Origin of the sequence: Actinomadura sp. GC306, from assembly GCF_004348665.1 — a bacterium.
Taxonomy (GTDB): domain Bacteria; phylum Actinomycetota; class Actinomycetes; order Streptosporangiales; family Streptosporangiaceae; genus Spirillospora.
Map to the genome: position 1 here is coordinate 58,439 of NZ_SMKM01000006.1, position 7,231 is coordinate 65,669.

Here is a 7,231-nt window from a genome sequence, read left to right on the forward strand (position 1 = left end):
GGGGGCGCCGAGGCCGGCCGCGGCTAGGCGTCGTCCGCACGGGTGAGGAAGGCGAGCACGGCGCTCTCCCAGGCGTGCTTCTGCTCGACCATCACCCAGTGCCCGCAGTCGGGGAAGATGTGGACTTCGACGTCGGGAATGGTCCGCATGGGCAGCAGGGCCATGTCGACGGGACTGACCCGGTCGTCCCGGCCCCAGGTGATCAGCGTCCTGGCCTTCAGTCTGTGCAGCGTCGCCCAGTAGGGCGGCGCGTCGCTCGCGGCGGCCGCCGACGCGGCGGCCGCGAACGCGGCCTTGCCGTACATGCGCCGCGCACTGGCCAGAGTGTCGGGATCCGTGGCCTGCCGCCAGCGCTCCTCAATGAGCTCCTCGGTGACCAGCGACGGGTCGTACACCATCGAGTGCAGCCACTGGACCAGGCGTTCGCGAGTGGGGTGCTCGGTGAACTCCATCAGCAGCCTGATGCCCTCGCCGGGCGCCGGGCTGAAGATGCCGCGGCCGATCCCCCCGATGGTGACGAGCCGCCGCACCCGGTCCGGATGGGCCAGCGCCGCCTGGGCGCCGACGATGCCGCCCATCGAGTTGCCGATCACGTCGACCCGGTCCAGGCCGAGGCCGTCCAGGAACCGGGTCACCGCGCCCGAGGCCGCCATCATGGGGTGCTGGTCGGTGGGGTCGCTGACGCCGAAGCCGGGGAACTCCAGGATCAGGCAGCGGAACCGCGCCGCGAAGACCGGCAGGTTCCCGCGGAAGTTCCGCAAGCCGGTGACGCCCGGACCCGAACCGTGCAAGAGCAGCAGCGGAGGGCCTTCTCCCGCCTCGTGATAGCGCAGTACTCCCTGGTCGGTGGCGAGCTCTCGCAGCGTGTTCCCGTACGTCAGCGGCTCGTGGGTCGTCTCCGCGGTCATGTCCCTCAGTTCCTCGGGTGGCTTACCCGGAACGTAGGCGCGGCCACGGCTCCACCGCCCCATACCCTCCCAATCAGCGGGAGGGCTCAGGAAGTGGTCGTGCCGCCGTTGAGGCCGATGGTCTGCCCGGTCATCCAGGACGCCTCTTCGGAGGCCAGGTAGGCGACGAGGTGGGCCGCGTCCTCGGGTGTCCCGAGCCGCCCCACCGGGATGGGGTCGGCAAGCTTCCTGACCAGCTCGGGGTCCTTGACGTTGCGGAGGACGAGTCCCAGCGCCACGGTGTTGGCGGTGATGCCGGCCCGCGCGTTCTCCTTGGCGATGTGGCGCATGAACCCGATCGCGCCCGCCTTGGCCGCCGCGTAGGTGGACACGCCGATGTCCAGGCCGACCGTTCCGGCGCCGGACGAGATGGTGACGATCCGGCCCCAGCCCTTCTCGACCATCGGGTCGAGCGCGGCCTTGCAGCAGTTGAGCACGCCGTAGAGGTTGACGTCGATGATCTGCGACCAGTAGCCGACCGGCATCTCCCGGAACTGGTGCATCTCCATCGTCCGCTCCGGACCGCCCGTCCCGGCGTTGTTGACCAGGATGTCCACCGGTCCCGTGCGGTCGGCGACCTCCGCGAATCCGGCGGTCACGGCATCGAGGTCGGTGACGTCGAAGGGCACCGCGAACGCGCTGCCCCCGTCCGCGGCGATCTCCTCGGCGACCCGCCGGGCGCGGTCCGGGTGGTAGTCGTTCACCGCCACCGCGGCGCCCTGCCGCGCCAGGGTGCGGGCGATCCCCTCGCCGACGTTCTGGCCTGCGCCCGTGACCAGCGCGACCTTGCCTCCGAGGTTGAACATGGCTGTCTCCTGCCTGTTGGAATGCCGGTCCGGGCGGCCCGGCCGGTCAGGCCGGCTGCCCGAACTTGGCGCGGGCGAGCGCCCCGATCTCTGTGAAGGCCGCGCGGGCGCGGCGGAGGCGGGCCGCCTGCGACAGGAAGCCGTGGCACACTCCCGGATAGCGCAGCAGCGCGGTCGGGACCGCGGCGTCCCGCAGCCGCCGGCCGTACTCCTCGGCCGCGTCGCGAAGCGGGTCGGCCTCCGCCGTGACGACGATGGCGTCCGGCAGGTCCGACAGGTCGCGGGCCAGTGCGGGCACCCCGTACTCGGTGTCCGCCGACTCGTCCGGGCCCAGGTACTGCTCCTTCATCCAGATCACGTCCGGGCGGGTCAGCACCGGGCCGTCGGCGAACTCGATCATCGACGGACGGTCCACGGCGCGTTCGAGTCCCGGGTAGAAGAGCATCTGGACGGCGATCGGGGGACCGTTCTCGTCGCGGGAGCGCAGGGCGGCCCCCGCCGCCAGCGAGCCGCCGGCGCTGTCGCCGGCGACGGCGATTCGCGCCGGGTCGATGCCGAGCCCGGCCGCGTTGGCGTGGGCCCAGGCGACCGCGGCGTACGCCTCGTCGCTCGCCACCGGATATCGATGCTCGGGCGCCAGCCGGTACTCGATGCTCAGCACCACCGCCGCGCAGGAGGCGGCCAGGTTGCGGGCCAGGCCGTCGAAGGAGTCGAGGGTGCCCATGACCATGCCGCCGCCGTGCAGGTAGACGATCGCCGGGCCGACGCCGGCACGCGGGCGGTAGAGCCGGACCGGCACGGTGCCGTGCGGTCCTTCGAACGCCAGGTCTTCGACCTCCGCCATCTCCGGTGCGGGAGCCGGGGGAAGGGACTCCAAGCGCGACCGGATGCCTTCGATGCCGGTCTCCCGGAAGGTCTTCACCCCCGCGGCCGTCGCGGCGTCCACGAGGGCCTGGGCGTCCGGGTCCAGAAGCACCATCGCCTGGTCTCCTTTCTCCTGCCGGACGCGCCGGGCCGGTACGGGCGGTGATCGGGGTCACCCATTGAACGGTGCCGCCGAGAGCTTGTCAACAATCCTGTTCTTCAAGATAGGATCCAATCTGGATCGTCCGTCGGACGTGAGGAAGAGCGGTCACGTGGCACTGAGCATCACAGCGGTCGACGAGCCGCCCGGGGCGCTGGGCGAACTGCGACGCGAGGTCGCGGAGTTCCTGGAGCGGGAGATCGCCGCCGGCGGATTCGCGCCGGAGGCCGACGCCTGGATGTCGGGCGTCGACCCCGCCTTCAGCAGGCGGCTGGCCGACCGCGGCTGGGTGGGCATGACGGTTCCGGTGCGGTACGGAGGGCACGGACGCTCGGCTCTACAGCGATACGTGGTGACCGAGGAACTCCTGGTCGCGGGGGCGCCGGTGGCCGCGCACTGGATCGCCGACCGCCAGATGGCGCCCGGGATCCTGCGCAACGGCACCGAGGAGCAGAAGCGCCGCTACCTGCCCGGGATCGCGCGCGCCGAGCAGTTCATGGCGATCGGGATGTCCGAGCCGGACTCGGGGTCCGACCTGGCGTCCGTCCGGACACGGGCGGTCGAGGCCGGCGGGGGCTGGCGGCTCACCGGGACCAAGGTATGGACGAGCGGTGCGCACGTCGCCACGGCCATCATCGTGCTCGCCCGGACCGGCGACGGCGGCGGCGACCGGCACGCGGGGCTGTCGCAGTTCATCGTGGACCTGCCGCATCCCGCGGTGACCGTCTCGCCGATCATCACCATCGACGGGGCGCACCACTTCAACGAGGTCGTCTTCGACGACGCGGTCGTTCCGCCGTCTGCGCTGCTGGGGCGCCGCGGTGACGGCTGGCGCCAGGTCACCGCCGAACTGGGCAACGAGCGATCGGGTCCGGAACGCGTTCTCAGCACGATGCCGCTGCTGCTGGCCTGGGCGCGGACCGGCGCCTTCGACGCCGACCCCGTCGCGCGCGCCGATCTCGGCAGGCTCGTCTCCCGGCTGACGGCGCTGCGGCAGCTGTCCCTCGGGGTGGCGGGGCGCCTCGCCGCAGGAGAGGACCCCGCGCTCGAAGCAGCCCTGGTCAAGGACCTGGGCACCGCATTCGAGGGAGAGGTGGTGGAGGTCGTGCGGCGGCACGCCGATCCGGCGTCCGGCACGGTGCCGGAGGGACTCGCGGCCATGCTCGCGAAGGCGGTCCTGCACGTACCGGCGTTCACGCTCCGCGGCGGCACCAGCGAAGTACTGCGGAGCATCGTGGCGAAGGGGCTGGCTCGCCGATGACCGACCACCTGACCGACCTCGCCGAGGCCGCCCGCGGAGTCCTGGCGTCGCGGCGGGCCGCCGGCGCCTCCGCGCCGCCCGGCGTCGACACCGCCCTGTGGGCCGAACTCGAACGGCTGGGATTCATCTCCATCGCCGTCCCCGAATCCCTGGGCGGCGGGGGCGGCACGCTCCGCGACGCGGCCGTGCTCGTCCGGGAGGCGGCCGGTGCGGGTGCCGCGGCCCCGGTCGCGGAGGCCGCGTTCATCGCCGGACCGCTGCTCGCGGCCGCCGGAGCGCCGCCCCCGGACGGCCCGTTCACCGCGGCGCACGGCGAGCTGTCCGCCGAACCCGGACCCGGCGGCGCGTGGCGTGTGCGCGGCTCGCTGCCCGGTGCGGCCTGGATGCGGGGCGCGGAGCAGCTCGTCGCGCTCGCCGGGACCCCGGACGGTCCCGCCGCGGTGATCATCCCGCTCGCCCATCCGGCGGTGCGACTCGTCGAGTGCCCGGATATCGCGGGCGAGCACCGCGCCGGCGCGGTCCTCGACGGCGTCGAGACCGGCCGGGTGTTCCCGCTTCCCGAGGGGACGCGGCGCCACGACGCCGAACTGCTCGGCGCCGCCGCCCGGTCCGTTCAGCTGGCCGGCGCCGCACGGGAGGTACTCGATGCGACGCTGCGCCATGCGGGGGAGCGGGAGCAGTTCGGCCGCCCGCTGGCGAGGTTCCAGGCGGTGCAGCACCGGCTGGCGGCCCTGGCCGCCGATGTCGTGACGATGGAGGTGGCGGCCGACGCGGCCGTCCTCGCGCTCGCGCGGTCGAGCGGTGACCGCGAGCTCATGGTGGCCTCCGCCAAGGCGGAGACGTCGGCGCTCGCCGGGTCGGTGGCGGCCGCCGGCCACCAGCTGCACGGCGCGATCGGCTTCACGATGGAGCACCGCCTGGGCGCGTTCACCCGAAGGCTGTGGGCCTGGCGGGACGATTACGGCAACGAGCTGTACTGGCACCGCCGGCTCGCCGACCTGGTGGACGGGCACGGCGGTGATGTGTGGGCGCTCGTGGCTGGGAGCGGCCGCGCGCGGGAAGGAGCACGGGAAGATGCCGATGTCTGAACCGGCGGCCGGGGCGCACGCCGCCTGGGCCGTCCCGGAGACGCCGACCGGGGTCCTGCACGGGCTGCGCGTCCTCGACCTCAGCCGGGTCCTCGCCGGGCCGTACTGCGCCCAGATGCTCTCCGACCACGGTGCCAGCGTCATCAAGGTCGAGGGCCCGGCCGGCGACGAGACGCGCGGGTGGGGGCCGCCGTTCCACCCGGACGGGACGAGCGCGTACTACCACGGGCTGAACCGCAACAAGCGCAACATAGAACTGGACCTGTCGGCCGGCGCCGGCCGCGAGGTGCTCGCCCGGCTCATCGCCGAGGCCGATGTCGTGGTGGAGAACTTCAAGACGGGCACCATGGCGCGCTGGGGCCTCGGCTACGAGGAGACCCTCGCCGAGCGCCACCCCCACCTGATCTACTGCCGGATCAGCGGGTTCGGCTCGGGCGGCCCCATGGGCGGGCTGCCGGGGTACGACGCGGTGCTGCAGGCGTACGGCGGCCTGATGAGCGTCAACGGCCATCCCGACCGGGAACCGCTCAGGGTCGGGGTGCCGATCGTCGACCATGTCACGGCCAACCTGGCCTTCAGCGGCATCCTGCTCGCGCTGCACGCGCGCCGCGACGACGGCCGCGGTCAACTCGTAGACATCGCGCTGCTCGACGCCGTCGTATCGATCCTGCACCCGCACGCGGCGAGCTGGGCGGCCGACGGGCGGGTGCCGCTGCGGACCGGCGGAGCCCATCCGATCGTGGCCCCGTACCAGGTGTTCACCACCCGCTCGGGCGACTTCTTCATCAGCGCGGCCAACGACCGCCAGTTCAGGTCGCTGATGCGGGTTCTCGGACGTCCCGGCGTGGCCGACGACCCGCGGTTCGCGGACAACGCGGGGCGCATCACCAACCTGGACGAACTCGTGCCGCTGCTGGAGGAACTGATCGGGGCGCGCGACGGCGGCGAACTGGCCCGCGAGCTCATCGCGGCAGGCGTCCCGGCGAGCCCGGTCAACGACGTCGGCGGTGCGCTCGGCACAGCGCAGGTCGCACACCGCGGCCTGTTCGTCGACGCCGAGGGTTACCGGGGCGTGGGCGTTCCCATCTCGCTCGGCCGCTCCCCGACACGGCGTCCGACCCCACCGGTGGCGCGGGGGGCCGACACGGAGTCGATCCTGTCCGGGCTCGGCTATGACCGGACCGACATCGCCCGGCTCGTCACCGCACCCACCCACGAGACGGAGGCCGGGACCACCTCATGATCACCACATCCTTCGACCGGGGCATCGCCCGGATGACCTTGGACAACCCGCGGCGGAAGAACGCCATCACCCTGGACATGGCCGCGGCGATGGAGGAGTTCTGCGCCCGTGTCCGCGCGGACGAGGCGATCGGCGCGGCCGTCATCGACGCCGAGGGCGGCTACTTCTGCAGCGGCGCCGACACCCGCGACCTGGCGGACTCGTCGGCCGACCCCGCCTCCCCGGAGGCGGTGGCCCGGACCTCGGCCGTCTACAACGCCTTCGTCGGCGTGGGGCGGCTGCCGGTACCGTCGGTCTCCCTCGTCGCCGGCGGCGCGGTCGGCGCCGGGCTCAACCTCGCGCTGGCCACCGACCTTATGATCGTCACGCCCGACGCGGTCCTGGACAGCGGCTTCCTCGCGCGCGGCATCCATCCCGGCGGCGGGCACCTCGCCCTCCTCGGACGCGCGGCCGGCTACCGGCAGGCCGTCGCCCTGGGCGTGCTCGGCGCCGCGCTCACGGGCACCGAGGCCGTCCGGCGCGGGCTCGCGTGGGCGGCCGTCCCACCCGGTGAACTGCTCGGCACGGCGACCCGGCTGGTCGCCAAGGCCGCCGCCGATCCCGCGCTCGCACGCCGCATCAAGGACAGCGCCGCGCTCGAACTCGGTCCACCCGCCGTTCCGTGGAGCGCGGCCGTCGAGATCGAGCGGGGGGTGCAGATGTGGTCGCTCGGCCGCAAGGGCCACGACGGCTGGGCCCGCAGGCCGGCCGCCCCCGGGACCGGCGCGGACGGCGGTTGACCGGCGAGATCACGAGCCGCGCTCCCGCCGGACCCGGGGAGCGCGGATCCAGTACCGTATCCGCAGCGATGTCAGGGGTGGGG

General features: G+C 73.5%; 7 protein-coding genes. 4 read left to right on the plus strand and 3 right to left on the minus strand.

Annotation, left to right across the window (positions count from 1 at the left end):
• Positions 1 to 23: 23 nt before the first annotated feature.
• The 3 genes from E1200_RS01975 to E1200_RS01985 form a co-directional block, all read right to left on the minus strand.
• Positions 24 to 908 carry an alpha/beta fold hydrolase gene (locus E1200_RS01975; protein ID WP_131950007.1) on the minus strand — a complete coding sequence of 295 codons (885 nt, stop codon included), beginning with the start codon at positions 906 to 908 and terminating at the stop codon, positions 24 to 26.
• 86 nt (positions 909 to 994) lie between these two features.
• Positions 995 to 1,753: an SDR family oxidoreductase gene (locus E1200_RS01980; protein ID WP_131950008.1), complete on the minus strand. Its 759-nt coding sequence runs from the start codon at positions 1,751 to 1,753 to the stop codon at positions 995 to 997.
• Positions 1,754 to 1,799: 46 nt separating this feature from the next.
• Entirely contained in the window at positions 1,800 to 2,732 is a 933-nt protein-coding gene (locus tag E1200_RS01985) for an alpha/beta hydrolase (RefSeq protein ID WP_131950009.1), read from the minus strand.
• Between the two features lie 157 nt (positions 2,733 to 2,889).
• Between E1200_RS01985 and E1200_RS01990 the strand changes: the two genes are divergently transcribed.
• From E1200_RS01990 to E1200_RS02005, 4 genes are read left to right on the plus strand one after another with little or no spacing between them, the layout of a single operon-like run.
• The gene (locus E1200_RS01990; RefSeq protein ID WP_243708289.1) at positions 2,890 to 4,038 is read left to right on the plus strand and encodes an acyl-CoA dehydrogenase family protein; all 1,149 of its coding nucleotides are present in this window, start codon (positions 2,890 to 2,892) and stop codon (positions 4,036 to 4,038) included.
• On the plus strand, positions 4,035 to 5,126 hold the full coding sequence (locus E1200_RS01995; protein ID WP_131950011.1) for an acyl-CoA dehydrogenase family protein: 1,092 nt from the start codon (positions 4,035 to 4,037) through the stop codon (positions 5,124 to 5,126). Before E1200_RS01990 ends, E1200_RS01995 begins: the two co-directional genes overlap by 4 nt.
• Positions 5,113 to 6,369 carry a CoA transferase gene (locus E1200_RS02000; protein WP_131950012.1) on the plus strand — a complete coding sequence of 419 codons (1,257 nt, stop codon included), beginning with the start codon at positions 5,113 to 5,115 and terminating at the stop codon, positions 6,367 to 6,369. Before E1200_RS01995 ends, E1200_RS02000 begins: the two co-directional genes overlap by 14 nt.
• Positions 6,366 to 7,148: an enoyl-CoA hydratase/isomerase family protein gene (locus E1200_RS02005; RefSeq protein WP_131950013.1), complete on the plus strand. Its 783-nt coding sequence runs from the start codon at positions 6,366 to 6,368 to the stop codon at positions 7,146 to 7,148. Before E1200_RS02000 ends, E1200_RS02005 begins: the two co-directional genes overlap by 4 nt.
• Positions 7,149 to 7,231: the final 83 nt, after the last annotated feature.